This is a genomic window from Kitasatospora sp. NPDC048286 (genome assembly GCF_043201735.1).
Classification (GTDB): domain Bacteria; phylum Actinomycetota; class Actinomycetes; order Streptomycetales; family Streptomycetaceae; genus Kitasatospora.
In genome coordinates, this window is the sequence record NZ_JBICZE010000033.1 from 1 (window position 1) to 24,369 (window position 24,369).

21 protein-coding genes and 1 pseudogene are annotated in these 24,369 nt (G+C 71.3%); 11 read left to right on the top strand and 11 right to left on the bottom strand.

Annotated features, from left to right (window positions below):
- Positions 1 to 1,259: 1,259 nt before the first annotated feature.
- The gene (locus ACGF13_RS39825) at positions 1,260 to 1,670 is read right to left on the bottom strand and encodes a hypothetical protein (protein ID WP_392884503.1); all 411 of its coding nucleotides are present in this window, start codon (positions 1,668 to 1,670) and stop codon (positions 1,260 to 1,262) included.
- A gap of 1,623 nt (positions 1,671 to 3,293) precedes the next feature.
- Between ACGF13_RS39825 and ACGF13_RS39830 the strand changes: the two genes are divergently transcribed.
- On the top strand, positions 3,294 to 4,655 hold the full coding sequence (locus ACGF13_RS39830; protein ID WP_392884505.1) for a M48 family metallopeptidase: 1,362 nt from the start codon (positions 3,294 to 3,296) through the stop codon (positions 4,653 to 4,655).
- A gap of 738 nt (positions 4,656 to 5,393) precedes the next feature.
- Here the strand turns inward: ACGF13_RS39830 and ACGF13_RS39835 are convergent.
- Positions 5,394 to 6,581: an ankyrin repeat domain-containing protein gene (locus ACGF13_RS39835; protein ID WP_392884506.1), complete on the bottom strand. Its 1,188-nt coding sequence runs from the start codon at positions 6,579 to 6,581 to the stop codon at positions 5,394 to 5,396.
- 276 nt (positions 6,582 to 6,857) lie between these two features.
- Positions 6,858 to 7,439, bottom strand: a complete 582-nt coding sequence (locus tag ACGF13_RS39840; RefSeq protein ID WP_392884508.1) for a hypothetical protein — start codon at positions 7,437 to 7,439, stop codon at positions 6,858 to 6,860.
- A gap of 793 nt (positions 7,440 to 8,232) precedes the next feature.
- On the opposite strand from ACGF13_RS39840, the gene ACGF13_RS39845 reads away from it, so the two are divergent.
- Complete coding sequence (locus ACGF13_RS39845) at positions 8,233 to 8,709, top strand: hypothetical protein (protein ID WP_392884510.1); 477 nt, start codon at positions 8,233 to 8,235, stop codon at positions 8,707 to 8,709.
- 57 nt (positions 8,710 to 8,766) lie between these two features.
- Positions 8,767 to 9,249, top strand: coding sequence for a hypothetical protein (locus ACGF13_RS39850; RefSeq protein ID WP_392884512.1), 483 nt, complete (start codon positions 8,767 to 8,769; stop codon positions 9,247 to 9,249).
- Here the strand turns inward: ACGF13_RS39850 and ACGF13_RS39855 are convergent.
- The 5 genes from ACGF13_RS39855 to ACGF13_RS39875 form a co-directional block, all read right to left on the bottom strand.
- Complete coding sequence (locus ACGF13_RS39855; protein ID WP_392884513.1) at positions 9,215 to 9,997, bottom strand: IS5 family transposase; 783 nt, start codon at positions 9,995 to 9,997, stop codon at positions 9,215 to 9,217. The two genes, ACGF13_RS39850 and ACGF13_RS39855, sit on opposite strands and share 35 nt — an antisense overlap.
- 662 nt (positions 9,998 to 10,659) lie before the next feature.
- Positions 10,660 to 11,133: a DIP1984 family protein gene (locus tag ACGF13_RS39860; RefSeq protein ID WP_326847305.1), complete on the bottom strand. Its 474-nt coding sequence runs from the start codon at positions 11,131 to 11,133 to the stop codon at positions 10,660 to 10,662.
- Between the two features lie 459 nt (positions 11,134 to 11,592).
- Complete coding sequence (locus ACGF13_RS39865) at positions 11,593 to 12,462, bottom strand: hypothetical protein (RefSeq protein ID WP_392884514.1); 870 nt, start codon at positions 12,460 to 12,462, stop codon at positions 11,593 to 11,595.
- A gap of 271 nt (positions 12,463 to 12,733) precedes the next feature.
- Positions 12,734 to 12,976: a hypothetical protein gene (locus ACGF13_RS39870; protein WP_392884515.1), complete on the bottom strand. Its 243-nt coding sequence runs from the start codon at positions 12,974 to 12,976 to the stop codon at positions 12,734 to 12,736.
- On the bottom strand, positions 12,973 to 13,311 hold the full coding sequence (locus tag ACGF13_RS39875) for a hypothetical protein (protein WP_392884517.1): 339 nt from the start codon (positions 13,309 to 13,311) through the stop codon (positions 12,973 to 12,975). The genes ACGF13_RS39870 and ACGF13_RS39875 overlap by 4 nt, the downstream gene beginning before the upstream one ends.
- 534 nt (positions 13,312 to 13,845) lie before the next feature.
- Between ACGF13_RS39875 and ACGF13_RS39880 the strand changes: the two genes are divergently transcribed.
- The 5 genes from ACGF13_RS39880 (at position 13,846) to ACGF13_RS39900 (ending at position 17,560) form a co-directional block, all read left to right on the top strand.
- On the top strand, positions 13,846 to 14,232 hold the full coding sequence (locus ACGF13_RS39880; protein ID WP_392884518.1) for a hypothetical protein: 387 nt from the start codon (positions 13,846 to 13,848) through the stop codon (positions 14,230 to 14,232).
- A gap of 269 nt (positions 14,233 to 14,501) precedes the next feature.
- On the top strand, positions 14,502 to 14,966 hold the full coding sequence (locus ACGF13_RS39885) for an SsgA family sporulation/cell division regulator (protein ID WP_392884520.1): 465 nt from the start codon (positions 14,502 to 14,504) through the stop codon (positions 14,964 to 14,966).
- A 26-nt stretch (positions 14,967 to 14,992) separates the two neighbouring features.
- Positions 14,993 to 16,198 carry an aromatic acid exporter family protein gene (locus tag ACGF13_RS39890; protein ID WP_392884521.1) on the top strand — a complete coding sequence of 402 codons (1,206 nt, stop codon included), beginning with the start codon at positions 14,993 to 14,995 and terminating at the stop codon, positions 16,196 to 16,198.
- A gap of 243 nt (positions 16,199 to 16,441) precedes the next feature.
- Positions 16,442 to 17,002 (top strand): hypothetical protein, encoded by a 561-nt coding sequence (locus tag ACGF13_RS39895; RefSeq protein WP_392884522.1) that lies wholly within the window; start codon positions 16,442 to 16,444, stop codon positions 17,000 to 17,002.
- A 141-nt stretch (positions 17,003 to 17,143) separates the two neighbouring features.
- On the top strand, positions 17,144 to 17,560 hold the full coding sequence (locus ACGF13_RS39900; RefSeq protein ID WP_392884523.1) for a GNAT family N-acetyltransferase: 417 nt from the start codon (positions 17,144 to 17,146) through the stop codon (positions 17,558 to 17,560).
- A gap of 96 nt (positions 17,561 to 17,656) precedes the next feature.
- Here the strand turns inward: ACGF13_RS39900 and ACGF13_RS39905 are convergent, their stop codons facing one another.
- Positions 17,657 to 18,007, bottom strand: a complete 351-nt coding sequence (locus tag ACGF13_RS39905; protein WP_392884524.1) for a hypothetical protein — start codon at positions 18,005 to 18,007, stop codon at positions 17,657 to 17,659.
- A 952-nt stretch (positions 18,008 to 18,959) separates the two neighbouring features.
- On the opposite strand from ACGF13_RS39905, the gene ACGF13_RS39910 reads away from it, so the two are divergent.
- The 3 genes from ACGF13_RS39910 (at position 18,960) to ACGF13_RS39920 (ending at position 21,711) form a co-directional block, all read left to right on the top strand.
- Positions 18,960 to 21,134, top strand: a complete 2,175-nt coding sequence (locus ACGF13_RS39910; protein ID WP_392884525.1) for an SdrD B-like domain-containing protein — start codon at positions 18,960 to 18,962, stop codon at positions 21,132 to 21,134.
- 168 nt (positions 21,135 to 21,302) lie between these two features.
- Positions 21,303 to 21,425 (top strand): hypothetical protein, encoded by a 123-nt coding sequence (locus ACGF13_RS39915; RefSeq protein WP_392884527.1) that lies wholly within the window; start codon positions 21,303 to 21,305, stop codon positions 21,423 to 21,425.
- A 37-nt stretch (positions 21,426 to 21,462) separates the two neighbouring features.
- On the top strand, positions 21,463 to 21,711 hold the full coding sequence (locus ACGF13_RS39920; protein ID WP_392884530.1) for an SDR family NAD(P)-dependent oxidoreductase: 249 nt from the start codon (positions 21,463 to 21,465) through the stop codon (positions 21,709 to 21,711).
- A gap of 114 nt (positions 21,712 to 21,825) precedes the next feature.
- On the opposite strand, the gene ACGF13_RS39925 is transcribed toward ACGF13_RS39920, so the two are convergent.
- Both ACGF13_RS39925 and ACGF13_RS39930 read right to left on the bottom strand, forming a co-directional pair.
- Positions 21,826 to 23,892, bottom strand: coding sequence for a multicopper oxidase family protein (locus tag ACGF13_RS39925; protein ID WP_392884528.1), 2,067 nt, complete (start codon positions 23,890 to 23,892; stop codon positions 21,826 to 21,828).
- 339 nt (positions 23,893 to 24,231) lie between these two features.
- Positions 24,232 to 24,369, bottom strand: a pseudogene (locus ACGF13_RS39930) (lytic transglycosylase domain-containing protein); the annotation flags it as partial.

Here is a 24,369-nt window from a genome sequence, read left to right on the forward strand (position 1 = left end):
GGAAGCCTGCGGCTTAAGCAGGGCCTGGCGGCCCTGCGGCGGTGCTGACGCACCGCCAGGTGCGGGGGTGCCGCCTGGCGGCGTCACCGTGGGTGGTGGCCCGAGGCTGCGCCTCGGGGCCCGGCTGCGCCGGGCGGTGGTGACTGGGGTTATTCGCCTGCGGCGAATTAGTGGGTGGATGGGCGGCCCCTGGCGGGGCCTCATGTGGTGGGATTTTTCTGGCACGGGCCTGCGGCCCGCCATGACCGGCGTTGACGATGTGACGTAAATTTCGGGTAGCGGCCCCTTTCCCTGTGCCGCCTGACGGTGTCTCCCCGGGCTGCGCCCGGGGGTGAGCGTTGACGATGTGGCGTGAAATTCGGGTATTGGCCCATCACCCCGATCGGGTGGGGTTGAGACGGGGTGCCGGCCCGGGCCTGCGGCCCCGGGCGTTGACGATGTGTCGCCCGCTTCCGGTATCACTCACAACCTCCCCCTCCCGGGCCTCCCCCGGTCCCGACCGGTGGCCGGTCCCGCCGCCTGGTTGCTGGGCTGTCGGCCCATCCGCCGCCCTCGGAGCGGGGCCTGCGGCCCTCGGGAGGCACCTTGGAGCCGCCGGTCCGACTCCGGGCCTCCACCGCCCCGTGGCGGGCCCTCACGAGCACCCCGCACGGCGGCCCCTAACGGGCCCTCAACCGAGAATCCCAACCGGGTATCCGGAGCGTTTCCGACGCTGCTTCCCTAAGTTCCGTGCAGCTCTTTGCCACCGGCCTTCGAGCGGATTCGAGACACGAACAAACAACCTCGCCCCTATCGCCCATCACGACCCTAACCTGCCACATTCTCAGCGGGAATATGAATTCCCTTCCTCTCTCTTTCGGGCTGAAATCTGAAATCCCCGCGAGGAGCAGCGGGCCGAAATCCAATTCAGGCACGCAAAAAAGGGGCCTACGGCCCTCACCTCCGACACCGCGACCGCCGATCCAGGCCGCCCGAAAAATAGCGCGCCATCAACCGGGCACTTCCCGAAGCAGCACCACCAAACCGAACACCGGGCCAGGACGGCGGGCAGGGCGCGGCACCCGGCGGCGCGGGCAGGCGCCGAGGCCGACGAGCGAGGACCGCGGCCAAAGCGAACACGGGGCACCACGGCCAGGAGAGCCGAGCCGGGAGCAGCGGGACCGGCCTGACGGCCGACCAGGCCGGCGGCCAAGGCGCAGCAGCGCGGCGCGGCACCGGGCGGCGCGGGCGAGGACGTTCCCGCAGCCGTCGGCCAGGTCTCAGTCGTGGATCTGCCAGGCCCTTTGCGGGAACCAGTGGGGGAGGTCGTCGAGGGCCTCGACCGGGAAGATCACCGGTCGGGTCAGGAGTCGGTCCCCCGCCCGCTGGACGTTGATCACCATGCCCAGCAGGTCCGAGCGGGGCACGCCCAGGCTCATGTAGGAGAGCTCGAAATCGCGTTCCTCGAGCCACCGCCCCACCGCGGAGGGCGTCCGGCCCACGAGACCGGTACCGTCCACGGTGACCTGCGGCCCGCACAGGGCGTCGACCGCGACGCCGGAAAGTCGCCCGTCGTCGTAGTACAGGTGCACACCGAACTCCTGGTACCGGTCTTCCCTGACCCTCCAGGCGTTGTTCCTCAACCCGCCGCCCCAGACACGGCGCCCGGTGTTCCCGGTGACAGCGCTCATGGTGGCCGTCACTTCCCCGGCACTCATCCCGAACCGCAACGGCCCCACCGCCGTGAAGGGCTCCAGCACCCACTGCACACGTTCCCCGTCCGGCCGTACACGCCACCACTCCTCAAACATGATCAACACCCTGCCCGACACCACCGACACCCCGAACCAGGGGGCGCAACCGGACGACCTAGCGGCCAGCCAGGACGGCGACCAGGACGGAGCAGCGGAGCGCGGCACCGGGCGGCGCGGGCGGGCAGCGGGAACCCGCCGAGGCCGACGGACCGAGCAGCGGGTGCAACACGACACTGCAACACACCCGCCCCCGGTCCCTCCCGGCCACACAACACCTGGTCAGACCCGCAACACACCCCCGTGCTGCACCCCAGCGCAACCCCGCGTTGCACCCAGCGGTCGGCAACCACCGACAACGGCCGACGCCCGGCGGTCCGGCAGCCCCCGGACCGCAGCCCCGCCCCACGGCTGTCACGGGAGCTGTCGCACCCCCACCACCCACAGGGAAAACCCGGCATCCACCCACGTCACACCACACGACAGGCAGGCACGACAGCAGGCGCGGCAGCATCAGCACGGCCTCCCGGACGTCCTCCACAGGCGGCCACCGGGCGGCCTGACGGCCACCCAGAACACACCCCACCAGCAGCGGCGGCCCCGGCGCCCAACGGGCACGCACAGCCGGACCCCGGGGCCCCGCCCGGACAGCCGCACGGCCAAGCAGGCCTGGCGGGGGCGCAGCGGGACGGCCCGACGACCGACCAGGACCGCGGCCAGGGCGCAGCAGGGCGGCGGCGGGACCGCGACGGAGGAGCAGCAGCGGCAAGGCCGCACCAAGACGGCAGCACCACCCGGACGACAGGAGACCCGGACGGCGGCCAACAGGAGGGCACGGCAGCGAGCGCGCAGCCCCGACCGACCCCACCAAACCGAACACCAACACCTCCAGAATCCCCTGGCAGGCCATTCCACCCGGAATTCGCGGCACCAATCCAGAGCAATTTAACGAAACAACCAAGCCAAAATTCTAGGCCGTTATCCAGCCCAAAAACCCCATGATCGAACAGGAATTCGACAGATCCCCACCATCCCGTGCGGACAACCACGTACAGTCACTGTCCGCGCCGACAGGCGCTCGGGTCGACAGGTCCAACCAAAGGTCCAGACAACATCGCCAGAAAGGCCAATCTGCGTCCAGCGAGCCAACAGGTCACACCTGAGCGCGGAGGAGTTCTGTCACACCACCGAGGTGACGAAACCACCCGGCGTAGCCCAGGCCCGGCGGCCGGCCGGGAGCAGCCCGGGCCGGGATGGCGAGCGGCGCTGAACCGCCTGCCCCGGAGCCGGACGGCGCCGGGGCGGCCACCGCGCCGCGCGAGGCAGGGTTGCGTCACCACCTGCCGGTGACGCAACCGCCCGGCGCAGCCCCGGCCAGACCGGACCAGCAAGCGGCGCCGGACGGTACCGGAGGGCGGACCGGACTCGCCCGTCACCCCGCTTACGGGTACGGCGGGGCGGTTTGCGGCGCCCACCGAGTTCCGTCACGGTGGAGGTGACGAAGCCACGGGTATGGTCACGATACGAATAACCCCCTGCCGACCGGCGCCCCGCCCCGCCATCATGATCAACCGTGTCCGCTTCCCCCGAGCCGCCCGCCGCGGCGTCCGCCGACAGGCCCGTCCACGGTTCGCCGTGCCCGCGCTGCGTCGCCCCCCCCTGACCGATGACCCGCGCTTCCTCGTCTGGTGCCCGGCCTGCGACTGGAACCTCGTGCCCGGCGAGGGCGTCGCCCCTGGGCCCACCCGGCGCGAGCGGGCCGCGGTCGCCCGCACCGACCGGCTCTACGAGGAGCAGGCCGCAGGGGGCGACTCCCCCACCGCCCGTCGGGACTGGCTGCTGGCCTCCGCCGCGGCCGGGGTGATCCATCTCGTCACCGTCGGCACGTTCGCCCTGGCGCTCTGGTTGCTGATCACTGGGACCGTCGTGCAGCGCTGCGTCGGCGCGGTGGTACTGGTGATCGCGATGACCCTGCGGCCGCGGCTCGGTCGGCTGCCGAAGGACGCGGGCGTGCTCGACCGTACCGGGGCGCCCGCCCTGTACAGTCTGGCCGACCGGGTGGCCGCCGAGGTCGGCGCCCGCCCGGTGGACGTCATCCAGGTCACCGACGAGTTCAACGCCTCGTACGGGTTGGTCGGGCTACGCCGCCGGTCGGTGCTGCGGCTTGGCCTGCCGCTGTGGGAGGTACTGGACGACCGGGAGCGGACAGCCCTGCTCGCCCACGAGTTCGGCCACCGGGTCAACGGCGACCGCCGACGCTCGTTCTGGCTGTACAGCGCCGTCTCGGCGCTCTGGGCCTGGTACGACATGGCCCGCCCGGGCCACGACGGCCCGGTCGTGGGCCGGGACGAGGTCTCGTTGTTGGTGCGGCTCGGCGCGGTGTTCGGCCGGCTGGTGCTGCGGGGCGTCGCCTGGGTGCTGTACCAGGGGCTGGTGCTGTTCGACCGCCTCACTTCCCGGGCCGGCCAGCAGGCCGAGTACCACTCGGACGTGCTCGCCGCCCGGGCGGCGGGCGGCGAGGCGGCCCGGGGCATGCTCGCGGCGCTGCTGCTGTCCGGCTCGGTGGACACCGCGATCCACCAGATCCGGGCTAAGGAGCGCGGCCGGCCCCGGATCGGCCGGCCCCGGACCGGCCGGACCGAGGACGCGCCCGCGCCGCCCGCGCCGGACCTGCTCTGGGAGCAGGTGCGCGAGCGCCTCGCCTCCGTCCCCGCCGTCGAGCGGGAGCGCCTGCTGCGACTCAGTGCCCGTGACCGGTCCGCCGTGGACGGCTCCCACCCGCCGACCCACCTGCGGATCGCCCTGGCCGCCCACGCCGGGGACGGGGACGCCGCCGTCACCGTCACCGCCTCCGAGGGCGCCTCGATCGCCGCCGAGCTGACGCCGCACCGCGCCCGGATCGCCGCCGAGCTACTGGCCGGCTGACGAGGCGGCCCTGCTGGGCCACGGCCTGCTCGACGGCCTGGCGGAACTCATCCGGCAACTCCAGGCGCTGGCGGCGGATGCAGATCCAAGGGTTCGCGGCGAGGCCCAACGGCGACTTTCGCTCCTACGCCAGGACGACTGACCTGCGGCGGTCCATCTTCACTGTCACAAACCGCTGTCGGTCCACCTTCAGTGGCACGCAGTCCGGGTTCGCTGGCACAGGACAGGCGGCCCCGGACCGCAGCCCCGCCCCGCGCCTGTCGCGGGAGCTGTCGCACGCCCACCACACACAGGGAAAACCCGGCATCCACCCACGTCACCCCACGCGACAACACCCAGGGCGCAGCAGCGTCAGGACAGCGGACAGCGCGGTCGAGCCGGGCGTAGCGGGACGGCCCGACGGCCGACCAGGACGGCGGCCAGGGCGCAGCAGGGCGGCGGCGGGACCGCGACGGAGGAGCGGCAGCGGCAAGGCTGCACCAGGACGGCGGCACGACCCGGACGACGGGCCCGGACAGGAACCCGGCCCGGCCACACCCTGGTAGCGGCCGGCAGCGGCGGCGGGCCAAGTCCTTCTCCGCGCGGTCCCGCACACACTGCGGGCACTCCAGCCGGTCCCGGCGGCCTTCACCGTGGGCTCCGGCTGTGTGGTCCACCAGGAGGTCACCGGCTGGGCCACGCAGCTGGGGACGGCGGGCCCTGACCACCCCACCTACATGGCCAGCCTGGGCCGCTTGATCACATGCCCGGGAATGCTGCGCGGAGCTGGTACTGGAGGTCTTCGAGGCGACCCGCGCCCCGGCTGCTGCGATTCTTGATGCCGCGGCGGATCTCGTCGAGGACTGGCGTGCCTCGTTCGTCGCCGCGCAGGGCCAGAGCGGCGGCGGCTTCCAGGCGGGCGTCGAAGTGGGGGTCGGTGAGGTGGGCCGCCAGCACGCCGCGGATGGCGGGGTTGTCGACGGCTGAGCAGGTGAGGGCGTGGAGTGCACTGGTCCGGGTGGCGGGGGCGGGGTCATCGGCCAGGCGCAGGAGAGCGGCGAGCGCGTCGGGGCGGTCCGTCAGGAGGCCGGGGAACGCCAAGGCGACGCAGTGGCGGACGCCCGGGTCGGGGTGGTCGGCGTAAGCCAGGACGGCCGGGAGCTCCTCGCGGGAGCAGTAGCCGGTGAAGGCCGCGATGACGGTGCGCAGGGCGTACGGGTCCTGCTCGGTGTCCAGCTGGGGCCGGAGGAACGCGGCGGCCTCCCGGGTGAACGGCGGCTCGTCGTTGCCGTTGTCGGGATTGAAACCGAAACCGAGGAAGTTGATCGCGTCGAGCGCGAAGCGCCGGCGGTCGAGCGAGCCGGCCTCCCCTGCGCCCTCGGCGACCTTGCGGGCCCAGTCGAACCGCTCCTGGCTCTCCGGCTCGGCGATCCGGAACAGCGACGCCAACCAGTCGTCGTGCTCGGGGTCGGCGTGGACCAAGGCGCGGGCCATCAGTTCGTCCGGCGTGCGGTGCACGCCGAGCCTCGCCTCCAGGCCGGTGATGACCGCCCGGTGGGCTGGCGGCGGCACGGACCCAGCGCCAACCCCGGCCTCCAGGGCCGCCCGCGCCCCCCACAGCGCTCGGCGGTGCGGGCTGTCGACGCGCAGCGGGTCGCGGTCGGGGGACAGCAGCGCGTTCAGGACCCAGTAGGCGCCGTTCTCGGCGGCCCAGGTGACCGGGTCGACGCCGTCGGCCCAGGGCCGGGCCGGATCGACGCCCCGCCCGACCAGGCGGTCGACGACTTCGTGGCGCCCGGCGTACGCAGCGGCCGCCAACAGGGTCACGCCGTCGTCGCCGATGAGTCCGTCGTACGCCACATCGTCGAGGAAGACACCCTCCAGGAACTCGAAGACCGTGGTGTCGTCGCCGCGCTCGATCGCGGCCAGCAGGGAAGGCAGATCCACCGACCGATCATGCCCACCGCCCGAACTCCAGACGAACGCATTTCCGCCCCGCGCCCCAAGCTGCCACACCCGCGTTCTTCTCTGCGCAGTCCCTCTCGCACTGCGGACACTCCAGCCGGTCAGCCGCCGGCCTTCTCGGTCAGCTCCAGCACCGAACCCTCCTCCCCTCCGATCGAGCCCCGACACGTCCAGCACGGACGCAGCACGGCGTTCGCCGCACGAGCTGGACGAAGGGGCAGTGCCCCGAGGAATCGGTGGAGTCGGAGGAGAACTGGGCTAAGCCTTGGGAGAGGCCATCACCCCGCGCGCGATGCGGGCGCGGCCTTCGGGTGGCAGGACGACGAGGTACTGCCGGTCGGCGTCCTCGACGCGGGCCAGCGTGATGGAGGTGCCTCCCGCCGCGAGCGCATCGGCGGCCGGGCCGGTCTCCTCCGTCATCCGGTCGACCCTCGAGTGGAAGCGGGTGAGGTCCTTCGCCGGGCCGGTGATCCAGATCGCGATCCGCGCACCCCGGCGCAGCGCAGCGAGCAGGTCCGTGCGCAGCGGCCCGTCGTCGGCCTCCTGGAGGAGCAGGTCGTGCAGGCGTTCCTGCCCGCACGGCTGCGACGGCGCCGCCTCGGCCAGCGCTCGACACTTCCGGCACGAGGCCAGAGCCCGCGGCTGGAAGTGGTGCAGGAAGAGCTTCAGGTACCGGCCGCGGATCCCGCACAGGGTACGGCCCATGCCCCCGGCGTGCTCGACTCCCGGCACGCCTTCGACCTCGACTGCGGGAAACTCGGCCGGCTCGCGCGCGGTGACGAACGACCAAGCCCCGCCCGAGGCGTCGATATCGGGAGTGTCAATCATGCGAGGCAGCATGCCACGCCGAGAACCCACCGCCCGGCGACCGCCCTCCACCCTGGCACCCGGGGTGGTTCCGTCGCACTTCCAAGGTCACGAAACCACCCGGCGCAGCCCAGGCCCGGCGGCTGGCCGGGAGCAGCCCGGCCCGGGACGGCGAGCAACACCGCGCCGAGCGGTCAGGGCCGGGCCGGGAAGGGGCGGCGAGGAGGCGGCGGCGCAGCAGCACAACGGCGGCCGGACCACGGCCAGCACCCGACGGCGGGCGGCGGGCGGCGAGCCCCGCAGAACGAGCCGAGCCGGGAAGGCCGAGCGGTCAGGGCCCTCCCCCGTGCGACGCCGGGACCACCAGGACGCCGCACAGGCCGGACGGTTGCGTCACCACCTGCCGGTGACGCAACCACCCGGCGCAGCCCCGGCCAGGCCGGACCGTCCACTCCGGCGCCGGGCGGTACCGGACGGCGGGCCGGAAGCCCGCCCACGGGGCGGGGCGGGGCGGCTTACGGCGGCCCACCGGGTTCCGTCACGGTGGGGAGGTGACGGATCATCACGCAAGGGCCGGCGCCGTGTGCGCCGGCCCCCGCTGCGAACGGCCGCTGCCCGGCCCCGCCCGCACCGGCCGACCCGGCCTCTACTGCGGACGGACATGCCGCCAGGCCGCGCTGCGCCGACGCCGCCTGAACGAACAGGCCCCGCAGCTACGCGACCAGGCCCGGGAGCTGCCGGAGCGCGGACTCGAGGAGATCCTGGCCACGCCGCCGCCGGTGGCCTCGCCCGTAACCGGTTCGACCGACCGGGGGTTGCGCCGGTCATGACGAACGTCCTCCACTTCCCCGGCCCGGCCGGTCCCCGGCCCGACGTCGTCGCCGAGCCGGCGATCTCGGCCCTCGCCATCGAACGCGCGTCCTTCGCCGCCCATCACGCCGCCCAGGCGCAGCAGGACACGGCTCACGAGGCGGAGCTGGCGCGGGCCGACGCGGAGCACCGCGCGCGGGTCGAGGCCGCGGTGGGGATCGCGGCGGCCGCGGCCGAACGGGCGGCGGGGTGGGTGGAGGAGCTGGCCGACCGGACCGGCAGCCGGCGCCTGGCCAAGTACGCGGACGCGGTGCTGGCCTGCGGCCGGGACCTGGACCCCGAGGACGACGAGAACGGCGGCCTGAACCAGGACCTGGCCTTCGTCCTCAGCGGGCTGGTGCTGGCCCACGAGCGCGGCCTGACCGAAGGCGAGGGCCTCAGAAGCCGTTGTCTTTCCGATCGTGACGGGTGCGTTTCCGCTGGTCAGGCATAGTGCCGGCGCCTCGGTGGCAGAGACGGGGTGTCGTGTCGTCTTCGGTGGAGGTGCCGGATGCCGTCGGTGATGGGGCTGCTGGAGGAGCGCGAGCGTGCTGCTCGGCAGCGGGTGGAGGTTCTGCAGGCCGAGCTGCAGGAGGCGGAAGCCGCGTGGGAGCGGTTCGTGATCGCCCGTCAGACAGTGGCCGAAGTCCTGGCAGAACCTCCTGCGGGCGAGGAGGCGCCGCCGGCAGGGGTGGCCGGTGAACGGCCTGCGCGGGTCGCCGGGGCGGTGCCCGGATCGGTGGTTCCCGCCTGGAAGGAAGGTCTCGCTCTCGACTCGCTGGCGCCGGACTACCAGCGGCTCGTGGAGGTCCTCGCCTGCAGCGGGGAGGAGATGGACTGTCGCCAGCTCGCGGCGGCCTTGGGTCTGGAGGTCGTTGCGGCGAAGGTGGAGGGAGTGCGGTCGAAGGTGAAGCGCCTGGCCGTGCGGGGCTGGCTGGCCGAAGAACGCCCTGGGATGTTCAGCATGGTCGCCGGGCGAGTCGGCGACTCATGACCATGCTCATCGACCACTGGATCAACGCCTCGGAGGTGTCGGTGCGGGTCTCGTAGTCGCGGGCCAGGCGGCGTGAGTGCATCAGCCAGGCGAACGTCCGTTCCACCAGCCACCTTTTCGGCAGCACCACGAAGCCCGTGGCGTCGTCGGTGCGTCTGACCACCGTCAGCGCGATCCGCAGGGCCTCCCGGGCGAGGTCGACCAGGCGTCCGGTGTGGCCGCCGTCGGCCCACACCAGTGAGATGCGCCAGTGCCGCTCGCGCAGCCGCTCCAACAGTGTCCGACCGGCCTCGCGGTCGGTGACGCAGGCAGCGGTCACCATCACGACCAGCAGCAGCCCGAGGGTGTCCACGACGATGTGCCTCTTGCGGCCGTTCACCTTCTTCCCGCCGTCGAACCCCCGGCTGGCAGCCGGCACCGACGCGGCCCCTTTCACCGACTGCGCATCGACGATCCCGGCGGTCGGCTCCGGATCACGGCCCGCGGCCCGGCGGACCCGGTCGCGCAGCCGGTCATGGAACTCGGCGACCATGCCCTTGTCCCGCCAGCGCCGGAAGAAGGCGTAGACGCGGTCCCACGCGGGGAAGTCCGCGGGCACCGCCCTCCAGGCGATGCCGCCGGCGACCAGGTAGCGCACAGCGTCGACCAGCTGCCGGTGGCAGTAGCCCTCCGGCTGCCCGCCCCTTCCCTCCAGCCAGGCGGGCACCGGCATCGCGTCGCGCACGACTGCCCATTCCGTGTCGCTCATGTCCGAGGGGTACCTCGGACGCCTGTGCGGTCGGTTCCCGGCGTTCCCGAACCGGTGAGCGAGGCAATCACACGACAGGGGAACGGAGTTGGACGACAGCGACACGGACACGGAAGACTGCGGCACCAGGGGCCTCCTGTTGCTCGGCTGGATTCGACACCCACGAGCTACACGGGAGGCCCCACCTTCATGCCCAGCCGACCAGAAGATCACCCGACCGAGTCGGCAACATCGAACTCACGCCCACGAGGTTCGATAGAGCAACGGCTAGTCACGGAGTTTGACCGGCTGCTGACCTGCGATCAGGCCTCCGGCCAGAGGAGTTCCATTTCCTCGCCCGGCGGAATGAAGGTGACGGCGCTGTCCGCGTTCTCGACATAGCCGTACGCGTCGACTGTGGAGTAGGTGCGGGGGCCGTGACAGTGTGTACGGCCCCCGCACCGGGTGTGGGCGCCCCGTTCCCGCCCTCGTCGTCCGGATCTGCACATGGTGGTGAGCTGTGCAGTGTGCTCTATCACCTGTACGCGATGCTGAGCTGCACTGTTGGTGGGGAATCGAACCCCCTGCGTTGCTCTTCACGCGCCAGGGCCGGATAAACCGCCGGCCGCGGTGTGTGCACGCCTCCATGACGACTACCTGCTTCCCACACCCAGCTTGTGGGGTCAGTCCTCGATCAGGTCGATCTCCCAGTTGGTGCGCTGGATCAAGGTGTCCACCTCGCGGATCTCCTTGGCCAGAACATCTGCCTGGGCGCGGAGCTCGGCGACCGGCAGGGCGGAGAGAATCCGCAGTTCGGACCGCAACTGCCGTACGGCTCCGCGCTGGTCGCGTCCGGAGGCAGCGTCGGCGGCCGCGGTGGTCACCGAGTGGCGCAGCCGCAGGACGTCCCGGCGGGCGAGGGCGTCGGTAAGAGTGCCGCCACCCTCGATGAGCACGGTGGAGTTGGTCCGGTTGATCTGACGGATCAGCCTCTCCAGCTCATCCAGCACCTCCCCGGCTTGGGCCAGGACCTCCGCCGCGTTCTCGGCCGGCTCCTCGCCCTCCTGGTAGCGGGCACTGCCGACAACGCGCGCCCGCAACTGCTCCACCTGCCGCACCGCCGCCGCGCGCTGCGCGAGCGCTTCAGCCAGTTTCACCGCGTCATCCACCTCTGCCTGCCATTGATCGTCCGGCAAGTATGCATGTCGGTGGCTGACGGTGCGATTCGCGGGGTAGGGTCGGCCGGACTCACCCGACGGGCGCCGAATGGTTCATGAAACGACCTCACGGGCCCAATGAGAACCGGACAGTCCTGTCCCTGGCGGTCGGACTTCGTTGAGACAGAACCGTGCCGGTCAAACTTCGATGAGACTCGCCAAACTTCGGTGAGACGGGTCAGTCCGTGTCCTCTGACAGGCGGTCTTGACCGATTGACAAGTGATCTTGACCGGCCACGACGCCGAGCGGCGCAGCCGGCGGCCTGCGCCCGTGTGGCGGAACCGGGCCGGAGGCGGCCGTGGCAGAGCATGACGGCGCAGATGGGCGTCGAGGCGGGCGGTGGTGCGGGGGCGAGGGGTTCGACAACGGGAAGGGGCGCCGACGGCGAAGCGGCGTGTTCAGCGGGCGCCTGGGGCATCCGGCAACCGCACGACGGCGGTACCGGCCTGGGACTCGCCGAACCCCCAGCCCGCGACAAGGGAGCAGTCGACCGCTTCGAGGGCATCGCTCCACGGCCAGTGGTCGGTGCCGTAGTAGAAGCCGCCCTCGCTGCGCGCGGCCTCCTCGGTGCGGCAGAGCATGCGGAGATGGTCGCGCAGCGCGGGATGCGCGACCACGCCCAGCCTGTGCTCCCAGGGCTCGTCGGCGCAGCCGGCGCCCGACAGGTCGTGGATCGACACCAGGTGTTCGGGGCCGCGCTCGGTGAACGTGGCGGCCCGCATCGCATCGGCGAGAGTGCCGTCGGTCGCGACGCGCAGCAGCACGGTCAGCCAGCCGTTCAGCTTCGTGGACTCCTCGGTGGTGAGGTCGACCCCGTGGCGGCCCAGGAGCGGTCCCAACTCCGTGCCGCGCACCAGCGCCTCACCGGACTCGTCGACCGTCGAGACGGCCCGCAGGTCGGAGACGAAGGTGTCGTCGAACGGCCGGGGGCCCTTGTGCCCGCCGTCGCCCCACGGTCCCTTTCCTGTCAGGAGGTCGGCGTCGAAGCGGAACAGCGACCCGCCCAGGTCGAACCGCCATGTCCAGGGGGAGAAGGGGTACGCGCCGTCCGGATCCGGAAGATGCCTCGGCTCCCGGCCCGACAGCGCGTCGGGGGTGGCCCAGGGGTTCGGGAACAGGAACTCGTCGAGGGAGTCCGAGGCGTAGTACACCCCGTATCCGGCGGCGGGGTCGGCGGCCGGTTCTCCGCCGAGCAGTATCGCGAAGGCACCGGCCAGCGCGGCGTCCCACCCGTCGAGGTCGGTCGCCGGGGCCGTTTCGGGCGTCATGATGGGCACTCCTTCAGGTCGGATTCATGTCGTGTCGCACGGGTTGACGCAAGGTATCGGTCGCCGGTGACACCCGCTGTCAGAGCCGGCCGGCTCAACTCGCAGGCCATGACAGCGACTTGTTCACCTCATGACAGCCGAGATCCCTGACCTCGACCGGCAGAAGACCGGCCCGACGACCCCTCGCCCTCGACCAGTCCGCTGTCACCCGTCCCACTGACACCGCCCCACCCACTCACGGGCCGGACTGCCACGGCCCGGCCCCGACCGGTCAGACGTCGAGTTCGCCGCGGCAGCGCTGGAACAGGCCGAGTGCGGCAACCGACGGGGCGTCGCGGAGCTCTCCGCCCTCGATCAATCGCCACACTTCGTCCTCGCTGAACCGGCGGCTGATCATGCCGGCCTCCGTCTCTTCTGGGTCGGCCTCTCCGCTGGTCAAGCCGGTGGCGAGAATGATGTGGACGCCTTGGTTGCAGTATCCGTAGGCCTCGTACAGATACCCGAGCCGTGTCATCGCTGCGGCAGTGAGCCCGTCTCCTCCGCGAGTTCACCCTGGGCGAGGTCCAGCGGATCTGCGTCGGGGCGCTCCTCCCACGAGCCCTGTGGGAACTCCCAGTAGCGTCCCTCCACCGGGTACCGGTACTGCTGGACGAGGTGGAATCCACCGTCGGCATAAGGAACGATCAGCGCGAAATCGGGCTTCTCCACCACGCCGAAAATCCCGGTCGAGCCGTCCTGGCGAATCGTCTTGTCCTCGCGGACGGTCATCCAGCGGTTCTTGTATACGACGTCGCTGCTGGTTGCTCGGATCTCTCGGTCGAAATCTTCCGGAGCGCCAGTGATGTGCATGCACGGAAGATTAACCGTCAGGCGCGGACGCTGGGCCAGAGTTCGGGGACTTTCCCGGCGTCCCGGTCCTGCTCGGGCCGGCGCCTGGTGTGGACGAGCCGGACTGCCCACCACGGGTCGTCGGCCGGTGGGCAGGGCGAGGACGATCGGGCGGGGCGGCCGGCGTGACAGACCGGGCACTCCAGGCGGTCCGGCTCGGCGTTCTTGTGCCTGCTTGTCGACCAAGGCGCCAGGTCGGGGTCGATGCCGTTCCACGGATTCCAGGGGGGGGGTGGAAGGCGGGGATGGTGGCGAGGACCTCGGGAGGGTGTGCGGCAGGGCCTGCTGCCCGGTGAAGACGCGGGAGGCCGCGGGCAGCGCGGTTGCCCCGCCCGTTATTCCTCGCCCCGCCGTCCCGATGGGCATGACGTACCCCACAGGGCAGTATGTACAAGTTTCAACATTTCTCCCGTAGCGTCGTTCTTGCCCCACCACAGCGGGGCACCGCCCGGAGCCATCAACCCATGGCTCCGGGCCGATCAAGGAGGAAAGATCATGAACAAGTCCGTCGGACGCCGGGCCGCCACCGCGGCCGCCGCGCTCGCCGCGACGCTCGGTGGGCTGCTGCTCGCCGGCGGCACCGCCTCGGCCGCACCGGCTCAGGCCGTCCACCGCGACACCACCGTCTCCGCCTCCCCGGCGGCCTTCCAGGTCCGCGACCACGAGGGCGACCGCTTCGACCGCTACGGCGGCTACGGCAGCGGGCACACGAGCCGCTGGGACGGCCACCGCTCCTGGGAGCGCCAGGGCAGCTACTGGTACAGCAACGACCACGGCCACCGGTACCGCTACGACGGCCACCGGTTCTACCAGTGGGACAGCGGCTGGCAGATCATCCAGGTCATCAACGCGTACGGGTTCAACCCGCACGTCTTCCGCTGACCTGCGACGGCTCGGGGCGGGAACGCGCGCCTGATTCGGTGCCGGCACACCGCGCGGCCCCAGCCGCCCTCTCGCGTCGGGGGGGGGGGGGGGGGCCCCGGGGGGGCCGCCCCCCCCCCCCCCCCCCCCGGGGGGGGGCGCCCCCCCCCCCCGGGGGGCCCCCCCCCCCGGCCGACGCCCACGGCCGGGGCGCTCGCGCCCGCCACCCAGGGGGCACTACCCACACAGGGAGTCATGCCGTGAACGGCTGTGCAGATCAAATGCTCGACATGGAACTCCTGCTTCCCTCGGGAGAACCGGTCACACTGCCGACCCTCCTGTCCTACCGCTCCTACGACCCGCTCGCCGTGCGCATCGTCTTCCACACCGACGCGGACGACCGGGTCCCCTGGGTCTTCGCCCGCGACCTGTTGGCACAGGGCCTGCACAGACCGAGCGGGCAAGGGGACGTACAGGTCTGGCCGGGAGCAGTCGGCCATGAGGAGGTACTGAACCTCGCCCTCTCCTCGCCGGAGGGGACCGCCTGGCTCCGGGCCCCGCTCCACGTGGTGGCCGAGTGGCTGGAGCGCACCCACCGACTGGTACCCGCCGGGCGGGAAGCCGACGGGTACGACCTGGACGCCGAACTGTCGTACCTGCTGCCGGACACCCGCCCAAGGCCCCTGCCCCGGCCTCGGCCGCTTCCGTTCAGCGGCCCGGCCGACCCCGGCGGGGCACACCGCCGCAGCAAGTGAGCAGCAGACGGAGCAGGAGCACAGAGATGAGAGCCCTGGCCTTCGCGCCGCGTCCGGCCGCCATCGTCCGGTGGCGGGAAGCACCGAGCCGCGCCCTGCGGCTGCCGCGCGTGCCCCGGTTGTCGCTCCCGGGATGGTCGACCACCGTCCTCACGCGCAGCGTCAAGGGACTCGTCGCGGCCCTCCTGGCCTGGCAGGCCGCCTCGTGGTGGCTCCCCGGGCAACAGCAGTACCTCGCCGTGGCCACCGCCCTGGTCATGGTCAACGCCCCGACCATCTACCGATCGGTGACGCAGGCCCTGCGCAGCGTGGCCGCCCGGGCCGGGGGGCTGTCACTGGCCGTGGCCGTCGTGTGGCTGCTCGGCCCGGCCGCGGGAAGCGTCGCCGCGATCCCGGCCATCGCACTGGTCGCCGGAGGCCGCAGGGGCTCCGACAGCCGCCTGCAGATCGCCTCGACGGCGACGCTCACCCTGGCGGCGGCGACGGCCGTCCCCGTGGGCCACGTCGTCACCCTGACCCTGGCCACCCTCACCGGTGCGGCCGCCGGCATCGCGGTCAACGCCCTCATCCTCCCGCCCGTGCACCTCCGCGCCTCCGACACCTCGGTACGCGAACTCGCCTCGGCCATGGGAGAACTGCTCGGCGACATGGGCCGCGGACTGCGTGAGCGGCAGCACACCGACCGCGCCCACCAGTGGCTGGAGCGGAGCAGGCACCTCGACGACCTGGCACTCCAGGCACAGGAGGACGTACGCCAGAGCCAGGAGAGCCTGCGCTGGAACACGCGGTGCATCGTCCACGGACAACAGAAGCCGACGGACCACGGCGAGGCGCTGCGCGCCCTGCACCGGGTCTCCTTCCAGGTCCGGGGCATCGCACGGACACTGGCCGACAGCGTCGACGACCACGCCGGTCACGGCCTGAACCGGCTCTTCCTCGACCGGTACGCGGCGACCCTGGAAACGGCGGAGCGGGCGATGGAGTCGTTCGCCGCCCCTGGGCATGCCGCCGGCCCCGATCTCGACAGCCTCTGCGGGCCGCTGCGCCGCGCGATCGACGACGCCACGACCTGGCACAGGACGATGACCGACGAGATCAGGCACGGCACGCTGGCCGAACCGGGTGCCTGGCACGTCTACGGATCACTGATCACCGACATCGAACGCCTGCTCGCCGATCTGGAACGCGCGAACCGACTCACCCCGACCACGCCCGGGCCCCGCCCGTCGTGAAGCGCCCGGCTTCCAAGCCGGTTCGCAGGCCGTCCGACCCATCGACACGGGCAGACCGGCGCGGATTCGTTCGTGCCCGTCCTGGCCCATCGCGACGACTTCACTCCATCGCTTGACGCTCGAATCCGCGGCCCGTACGGTGGATTGCGTTGGTTGAAGGTTAAACAAAATGCGGCGGAGAGCTCCCTTTCTCCGGCCTGCGCCGAAAGCAGCCAGGCACCCGATAACCCCGAAGGAAGAAACATGAACCGCACGACCATGCGACGGACCGCCACCGCGACGATCTCCCTCTTCCTCGCCGGCGCCGCCGCCCTCGGCGTCTCCGGCCAGGCCATGGCCGCCACCGCCCCCGCGGCGGCCGCGGCCTCGCACTCGTCGTCGTCATCGGCCACCACCGTCGACAGCAGCCTGCGGATCGATTCCCTGCCCGCCCACCAAATCGGCACCGACCACCGCTCGTACGAGTTCACCGTCCGCTACGCCGACGACACCCGCCTCGCCCAGGCCCAGCAGATCCTCGTCCTCTCCCCCGAACACGGCCCCTACCTCCAGAGCGACGACATCCGCCTGGAGTGGTTCGACAACGCGACCCGGCGCTGGGAGCCCATGGACCTGGACTCGCAGACCGGCACCCTCTACACCCGGATCCCGCTCCCCGGCCGCATCCTCACCCACGACGGCGACACGGCCATCCGCTACCGGATCACCGTCCAGCGCGACCTGCCCACCGCACCGCGGCACCTGACCGTACAGCCCCGCGCCATCCTCTACACCGCACCGCAGACCACCGGGACCCAGGCATAACCGCAGGCGGCACCACACCCGCACGCCCACCACACCGACGCCCACGCCGCGAGCCCGCCGGCTCCGCTCGCGGACGCCGCCGACGCCGTGGCCGGTACGGCACCGGAGCCGGCGAGCCCGCCCGGCCGAGCAGCGGAGCCGGTGGAAATCGTCTTCACCGACACCCCGCACCGCACCGAGAGGGCGGCCATCTCGGACGCGCTGGACCGCTTCAACGTCGGCATCACGGGAATCGACGACCGGCGCCCCCTCGCCGTCCTGGTCCGCGAACCCGGCGGCCACCGGATCCTCGGGGACCTGTCCGGCCGTACATCCCTCGGACTCCTGTTCATCGACCTCTTCTACCTGCCACCCGAGCTGCGCGGCCAAGGACTGGGCAGCCGGATCCTGCGCCGGGCCGAGGAGGAAGGGAGGGCGCGTGGGTGCAAGGCCGCCGTCCTGTACACCATCAGCTTCCAAGCCCCGGAGTTCTATCAGCGGCACGGCTGGCACCACCTGGGAGAAGTACCCTGCATTCCCTCCGGCACCAGCCGCATCCTCATGACCAAGGAACTCTGAGCCAGGGGCACTGGTCTTCGGCAAAGGCGCCGCCACCACCGGCCGTGCTGCCGGTGCTCTGCGGCCCGGCCCGGCGCCTTCGTGGCGGAGCCGGGATCAGGCGGGCGGGACGGTCCCGGCGGCCGGCAAGGCCAGGCCGTGCAGGCAGCTGCGGGCGTGTGACAGGGCCGCAGCGGCGCAGCGCAGGTGGTGGTTGACGACGGGGATCAGGGTGCCGCGCAGGCGGTCGGCGGTGTGCAGTGCGGTAGCTGCCTGTTGCAGCAGGTCGCCGGTGCGGTGGACGGTGTGGCCGCGGTCGCTGGTGCGGTACTCCTCGGCGAGGGCCTCGGCGGCGTGGGCGAGTTCGCCGACGCCGGGGTCGTCGACCGGTTCGGCGCCGAGAAACTCCAGCATGGACGCCAGTTCTGCCAGCCGGGCGTTGCGGCGTGTGTCCCACCACGTACTCACGTTGCGATCATGCACCACGAGGCGCCGCGGCAGGTGAGGAACGGGCCAATTTCCCCGCACCGGTGTGGAATCGGCCTGCGGAAGGTGCGTGACCGGTATCCCGCTTCCGGCGGCGGTTCGACCCGGGCCCTTGCGTTGTGAGGCGCGGCGCCGTCCGAAGGCCCGGGGACGTACGACGTGGGGCTGGGGGTCAGGCGCAGGGTCGGCCGGCGGGGTTCGGGGCGGACGGCGACGATGCCCAGCGGGCGGGCGGCCCGGATTCCGAGGCGGCAGAATTGCAGGAGGACGGCCGCTACGAGGTCGGTCCGGCCGGGCCGGTGCGCCCGTCCTCCGAATGGCCACGGGGGCGTGCCCCCGTGGCCCGGCACGGGCAGCGTGGCCGAGGAGCCCGGGTGGGGCGGCGACCGCCGAGCACCCGCGCCCACGAACCACGTTCCACCGCTCGCTTCCCACAGGGGTGTCCCGTGCTTTCGGACAAATCCCGGCCCGTCATCGACCGCGGGGTCGCCCTGCGCGACATCCAGTACGAGGTCTTCGGCCCCGATCTGTGGCAGGCCGACCTGGACTAGCGGGTGGTCCTTTCGGCACCGGGGCGAGTGCCGTGCGCGGGGCGGTCGCGGACCTGCGGCCGGCCGCCGCACGGCCCACCTGCTGCGCTCCCTGGTCGGACTCGTCACCGGGCATGGCCGGTGACGAGCTGAACCCCGGATCCTGCCGGGACGGCCGGGCGGGCAAGCGAGTCGGGTGTCAGGGGCATCGCGCCATCTGGGATCGCATGCGAACTTGTGAGGCCGTATCCGAACTTGATGCGATTTCCGGCCCGCTTTCCGTCACACACACCAGTGAACGTGCCCCGGATCGGGGGCGTGAACGAACCGGTTGCCGCTCTCCTGGGGGCTCTGTCCGGGTCGGGCATCTGCCCGCTGATCACGAGAGTGGGGCCCTGGTGGGGATGAGAACACGAAGGACGTGCGTCGCGCGGGCCGCGGTGCTCGCCGTCGCGCTGGCCGGCAGCGGGTTGCTGACGGCGCCGGCGGCGTTCCCGCAGAGCGGGGACGGGACGGTGACGGTCCGGGTGATCCGGGCCGTGGACGCCTCGGGTGCGTGGACGCCCGCGCTGGAACCGGGGCTGGCGGGCGTGAAGGTGACGCTCACCGGCGGGGACCGGGTCCACGTCGAGGGCACCACGGCGGCCGACGGGACGGTGACGCTGATACCACCACCGAGTCGGGAACACAGCGGCAAGTACCGGGTGCGGGTGGTGAATCCGAAGCCGGGCGTGCTGTTCCCCGCCTTCGCCTCGCGGCAGGGGCTGGACGGCGCGCCGAACCAGCTGAGCTCGAACGAGGAGTTCGTCGACCTCTCCGACGGCAGGAACATCTCGTACACCACGGGGCTGTGGAGCCCCGGCGACTACTGCCAGAAGAACGCACCCCTGGTGACGACCTGCCAGAACACCACGTGGGGAGGCGGTGCGCAGCACACGCTGGTGTCGTTCCCGTACGGTGCGCGCGGCCAGGACGGCGTGGACGTGAACGTCACGAACATCGCCACCGACGCGCAGACCGGCACGCTGTACGGCATCGCGTGGAACAAGGCCGACAGGCGGGTGTTCTCCTCGGCGGCGGCCAAGCGCACCACGGACTACGGCCCGGGTGGCTCCGGCGGGATCTACGTGACCGACCTGGCGCAGAAGAGGACCACGCTGTTCACCACCGTCCCGGACGCCGGAAGCACGGCACACGGGCCGGGGACGGACGACGCGTTCCTGGCGGTGCCGGGCAAGGAGAGCCTCGGCGGGCTCAAGGTGACGGACGACGGCAGGGACCTGTTCGTCGTCAACCTCAACGACCGTCAGCTGTACCGCTACGACGCCTCCGTGTCGACCGCGTCGGCGCCGAAGGCCGTCTACCCCGTCCCGGACCCGGGCTGCCCCTCGGCGGGTGACTGGCGCCCCTTCGGTCTGGGCCTCCAGGACGGGACCGGCTACCTCGGCGGTGTCTGTTCGGGCGAGTCGACGGGCAAGGTGTCGGACCTGCGGGCGATCGTGCTGCCCTTCGACCTGGCCACCGGCGCGTTCCGCCGGGCCGTGCTGGACCAGCCGCTGGACTACCCGCGCCAGTCGACCGTCGGCTCGGGCCCGTGCGACGGCGCGGGCTGGTTTCCGTGGACGAACACCTACCCGACCACGCAGAACGGCCAGACCTGCTCCGGCTACCGTGCCCAGCCGGAGCCGGAGCTGGGCGAGGTCGGCTTCGAGACGGACGGCACGATGCTGCTGTCCTTCCGCGACCGCCTCGCCGACCGGGCGACGGGCCAGGCGGCGGCGGGCGCCGCGGTCGGTGAGGTGCTGTCGGGCGGTGACCTGAACAAGGCCTGCCTCGCGAACGGCACCTTCGTGATGGACACCGACAACGGCTGCGGGCTCTCCCCCCGGGGCACCCGCTTCTTCGACACCAGTCGGTTCGGCTTCCACCACAACGCGGACTACGCCGGGATGGCGCTGTCCAAGGTCGAGACCACCATCGGGACCTCCGGGTACGACCCCGACAACACGGCCTTCGGCTACGGGACGTCGTTCCTCCAGCGGGCGGACGGCAGGCCGGACCCGAAGCCCGGACTGCGGCTCAACCCGGCGGACGTGCCCGCGCCGTTCGGCAAGGGCGCCTCGATGGGCGATCTGGAGGTGCTCTGCGACCGGGCGCCGCTGCAGATCGGCAACCGGGTCTGGTACGACCCCGAGCGCACGGGCATCCAGAAGCCCGGCCAGCGCCCCGCGGCGGGCGTCACCGTCCACCTCTACGACGGGTCGGGCAAGCTCGTCGGAACGGAGAGGACGACCGCGCGCGGCGAGTACTACTTCGACGACTCGAACGTGGACGGCGGCCTCAAGCCGCACACCAGGTACACGATCCGGCTGGACAACCCGTCCGACTACGCCGAGGGCGGCCCGCTGTACCGGTGGGTGCCCACCAGGCACGACGTCGGTGACGATCCCTTCATCAACTCCAAGGGCATCGCCCCGCCGGGGAAAAGGTATCCCGAGCGGGTGCTGACCACCGGCGGGCCGGGCGAGAACGACCACACCCTCGACTTCGGTTTCCGGCACTGCGGGTGTGGGCACTGACGCAGGTCGAGCACGACCGGGGCGGCAGGCTGCCGGCGGGCGCGACGCCCGGCGGCGGCCTGCGGCCCCCGGCGGCGCGCTGCCGGGGCCCGGCGCGGTCACCCTGCTGCCGATCGGGGTGGTCGCCGTCGCGGATTCGTCGACATCATGCCTGGTCGAGCAGTTCCGTTGTCCACTCTCTCTGCTCGGCGGTGTCAGCTGGTCCCCGGCATGGTCGACAAGGGCGGCGGCGCGATCGTCAACGTGAGTTCCGTCGCGGCCGACAAGGCCGTGGTCGGGGCCACCGCCTAACGGTTCGAGCAAGTCCGCGGTCAACCAGCTCACCCGGATCCGGGCGGCCGAGTACGGCCCGGCCGGCGTACGGGTCAACGCCGTCCTTCCGGGCGTGAGCGAGACCGAAGGCGTGCGGGCCTCGCTCGCCGATGAGGATCGCAGCGACCTCCTCGCCATGACCCCCGCCGGCCGGGGCGGCCTGCCCGGCGAGGTCGCCGAGGCCGTGGCCTTCCTCGTGTCCGACGCGGCCTCCTACGTCAACGGCGCCTTGCTCACCGTGGACGGCGGAGCGTCCGTCCGCTGACCGTGTCCACGACTGACGGGTGCTCAGGAAACGTGCACCGCAGTCACCAGGGCAGCCGGTCGCAGGCTCCCGCTTCCTTCACCCCGCCGCCGAGTGATCACTACTGAAAGGACCTCAACGGCCGCTTTGATCAAGTACTTGCAACGGCCGCATCATTTCATTGTCCTCATGGTCGATGATGTGACAGTGCCAGACGTACCGTCCCGCAATGCCGAAGCGAACCTTGACGCGGGTGATATTGCCCGGCAATGCGATCACGGTGTCCTTGTATCCGCCTTCCCCCGGTTGCGGGGGTGACAGTTCTCCGCCCGTGATGGCTTGGCGGTCGAGGACCTGGAATCCGATCTGATGGATGTGGACAGGGTGCGCGTCGGGGGTGAAGTTGTACAGTTCCCAGATTTCGGTGTCGTCCTTCACCGGCGTCTCGGTGACCGGGTCCGACCACAGGAGCGGGGTGGCCGAGCCACTTGGCGTAACTGTTCCGAGCGTGGCCATCGTGGGCGCTCCGGTGAAGTACGCGGAGTCCTCTTCGTTGAGTGACAGCTTCCGGACCGTCCGGCTCTCGGGAAGCGCCGGGATCGGAGGGAGCACGATCCGTGACGGCGGGACGCTGGTGTCGGTGGACGTGAGGGGGACGACAGTGAATTTCATGACCTGCCCCGTGGTCGTGATATCCGCCGGCGTGAAGTCGGTGACCGGCGCGCCGCCGCCGTACGCCTCGTCCGGGCCTTCATTGATCAGGTAGAGCCCGGTACCGACCGGGGTGCCGGTGAAGTCGACCACCACGTCGGCGCGTTCTGCGGGGGCCAACAGGAGTCGATCCGACTGGACCGGGGCCGGCAGGAATCCCTGGTCGTTTCCGATCTGCCAGAAGGGCAATGCGGGGCTGACGGGGCGGGGGGCTGTGGCGTCAGCCGCGATCTTCAGGATAAGAGTACGGGCGTTGCTCGCGTTGAGGATGCGCAGGCGGTACCGCCGCGGTTCCACGTCGAGTACCGGCCAGGTGTTCCCGTTGACGACCATCGTGGTGCCGAAGAACTCCGGGTTCCAGATCGGCGGAATATCGGTGTCGGGGATCCAGGGACCATCCGGCGGGGTGTCCCCGAAGTATCCGCGACTGCTGGGGAAGAAAATCGACCCGTCCGTATTGAAGGACTTGTCCTGAACCACCAGGGGGATTTCGTAGGGGTGAGCACCGTGCGCACCGCCTTGCCCCGGGGCCGGCCCGGGAAGTACTCCCGAGGGGAGATCGGCAGGTCCGCCTCGCAGCAGGTAGAAACCGGCAAGGCCCGCGTAGACATTCACCCGAGTCATGCCCAGGGTGTGGTCGTGGTACCAGAAAGCTGCGGGGCGCTGGTCATTGTCGTACGCGAATGTTGCCGACCCGGGGCGCCAGCGGACGCCGCAACGGTCGCGGAACTGCTCGGCAAACCGGTCGTAATAGGTGCCTACGCGGGCATAGCCGCGAGGGATGTCACGAGATGCCGGCAGGTACCAGGCTTCGGGGTATCCGTCACTCTCTTCTCGGCTGTACCCACCGTGCAGATGGGTCACGATGGGCACCGGTCCCGTGTACGGCCCGGGAGTGGTCGAGAAGGTGGGCCGCGAATCACGTCCGGCCCTTCCGCCGGGAGGGTTCGCCCAGTGCAACGTGGGGTCCACAGCGCACAGATGGGGCAGATAGAGGCCGCGCGAGGTGACGAGGTCGTTGACCCATGTCACGGAGATCGGCCGATCCACACGGGCTTCGATGGTCAGGCCCGGCGTGTGGAATGACTGCTGGTGGCCCACGGCTCCGTAACCCCAGACCGTGGTGGCCGGCATCCCGCTCGGCAGCATTTGCTGTCGGAACTGACGGATCGCGATGCGGTAGGAGTCCCGGCCCTCGCTGGGCATTTCACCGAGAAGAAACAGCGGCGTCCGGTACTTCGGTACGGACGACGGATCGAGCGCGCCTCCCGACGGCCGCGAAGGATGCGGATGGTGCCGACCGACTCGAAGAGCCCCCGGACCGGACGGAGAATTGACCGCATAGGAATGCCCGTTCGCAAGTGCGCCGGCAAAACCCACGGCACCGACTGCCGCGACCGTGGTTCTGAGCAGCTTGCGTCGACTCGGCAGAGAATTCTCGGCGACATCAGCAGCCTGCGAATTCTCCAGAGGACCGGCATCCTTGATCACGCCCGAATGATATGCGCGGATATGGAGCACGGCGCCATTTCTGCCGGTCGACATGCCACACCCCTTAAAGTCCGATCATTGGACTATTGCCGCAGCGGCAGATCTTCCCTCCAGTGAAGGAACCTGATCTCCCCGCGCTTCGCGGAGCTATCAGCAGCGAGGGAAGCCGGTCTCGGGGATCCACTCGGAGGGTCCGTACGACCGCGAGAGGGCCCGTGCCACGCGGATCGCGCGGGCACGGGCCCTCTCGGATCATCCCAGTGGTCCCTGTCCGGCCCCCGGGGTGAGGGGGAGGGTGGTCAAGGTCGCGGGTGTGTTGCCGACGGCCGAGGGGTCGGCTTAGTACCAGTGGTGGGACTGCCAGAAGTTCCAGGCGGCGTTCGGGCTGCCGTAGCGGGTGTTCATGTAGTCCAGTGCCCACTTGATCTGGGTGGTGGGGTTGGTCTTCCAGTCCGCACCCGCGGAGGCCATCTTGGA

Coding starts and splice junctions, on each gene's coding strand:
- ACGF13_RS39825 (WP_392884503.1), bottom strand. CDS start 1,670: ATGAGCGCTGTCACCGGGAACACCGGGCGCCGTGTCTGGGGCGGCGGG.
- ACGF13_RS39830 (WP_392884505.1), top strand. CDS start 3,294: ATGATCAACCGTGTCCGCTTCCCCCGAGCCGCCCGCCGCGGCGTCCGC.
- ACGF13_RS39840 (WP_392884508.1), bottom strand. CDS start 7,439: ATGCTGCCTCGCATGATTGACACTCCCGATATCGACGCCTCGGGCGGG.
- ACGF13_RS39845 (WP_392884510.1), top strand. CDS start 8,233: ATGACGAACGTCCTCCACTTCCCCGGCCCGGCCGGTCCCCGGCCCGAC.
- ACGF13_RS39850 (WP_392884512.1), top strand. CDS start 8,767: ATGCCGTCGGTGATGGGGCTGCTGGAGGAGCGCGAGCGTGCTGCTCGG.
- ACGF13_RS39855 (WP_392884513.1), bottom strand. CDS start 9,997: ATGAGCGACACGGAATGGGCAGTCGTGCGCGACGCGATGCCGGTGCCC.
- ACGF13_RS39865 (WP_392884514.1), bottom strand. CDS start 12,462: ATGACGCCCGAAACGGCCCCGGCGACCGACCTCGACGGGTGGGACGCC.
- ACGF13_RS39870 (WP_392884515.1), bottom strand. CDS start 12,976: ATGACACGGCTCGGGTATCTGTACGAGGCCTACGGATACTGCAACCAA.
- ACGF13_RS39875 (WP_392884517.1), bottom strand. CDS start 13,311: ATGCACATCACTGGCGCTCCGGAAGATTTCGACCGAGAGATCCGAGCA.
- ACGF13_RS39880 (WP_392884518.1), top strand. CDS start 13,846: ATGAACAAGTCCGTCGGACGCCGGGCCGCCACCGCGGCCGCCGCGCTC.
- ACGF13_RS39885 (WP_392884520.1), top strand. CDS start 14,502: ATGGAACTCCTGCTTCCCTCGGGAGAACCGGTCACACTGCCGACCCTC.
- ACGF13_RS39890 (WP_392884521.1), top strand. CDS start 14,993: ATGAGAGCCCTGGCCTTCGCGCCGCGTCCGGCCGCCATCGTCCGGTGG.
- ACGF13_RS39895 (WP_392884522.1), top strand. CDS start 16,442: ATGAACCGCACGACCATGCGACGGACCGCCACCGCGACGATCTCCCTC.
- ACGF13_RS39910 (WP_392884525.1), top strand. CDS start 18,960: ATGAGAACACGAAGGACGTGCGTCGCGCGGGCCGCGGTGCTCGCCGTC.